This is a genomic window from Herbiconiux daphne (genome assembly GCF_024979295.1).
GTDB lineage: Bacteria > Actinomycetota > Actinomycetes > Actinomycetales > Microbacteriaceae > Herbiconiux > Herbiconiux daphnes.
Genome location: NZ_JANLCJ010000537.1, coordinates 1 through 611 on the forward strand (window position 1 = coordinate 1; position 611 = coordinate 611).

General features: G+C 40.1%; 2 protein-coding genes. Both read left to right on the top strand.

What is annotated here, in order from left to right:
* Window positions 1-359: hypothetical protein (locus tag N1032_RS26305; protein ID WP_259543594.1), on the top strand; the 359-nt coding region annotated here is incomplete at its 5' end.
* Window positions 360-419: 60 nt separating this feature from the next.
* Window positions 420-611, top strand: a 192-nt coding sequence (locus N1032_RS26310) for a hypothetical protein (RefSeq protein ID WP_259543595.1), incomplete at its 3' end; no start/stop codon positions are given.

Genomic DNA, 611 nt, shown 5'->3' on the forward strand with positions numbered 1-611 from the left:
ACCAGCTTCAAGTACAGAAATTGCAATCTGATAGTGAGCATACACAAGCACAGGCTAAATCACTGGTACAAGACGCACATAGCAAGGCAGAACGTCAAGTTATGGATGGTCAGATCGCAGCAGATGAAACAGCCCGTAAAGATGCTGAGTTACAATTCTTGATGCAGAACGCAGCGGATAAAACTTATCTTGAAGGCCAGCGTATTCAGCGTGAACGTGATCAGGATGTATTACGCTATCAGCAACATGCAGAGAAACGAGATATTGAGCAAGAAAGAGCGGATACAGAAGCTTTGAAAGTTCAAACTCAAGCGATGTTAGAAAGCCGTAAACAATCCCTATCAACCATTCAGCAATAATTAATAAAATAGGGGCGTGTAAAAGCGCCTCTGTTGCATTATCAAAGAGAGATTAGATAAATGCTTACCATTGAACAAAAGGCCGCTGTAGCTCGTTTACAGGGTCAAGAAAAGCTAATTAGCGGGTTACTTGAAGAAGTAAAAGCCGATCTAATTAAAGCTATCGTTAATACGGAACCTCACGAATTAAAAACACGCGAGGAAAACTATCAGCAATACCAATTGATTAAGAAGCTGGATAATAAAATTTAT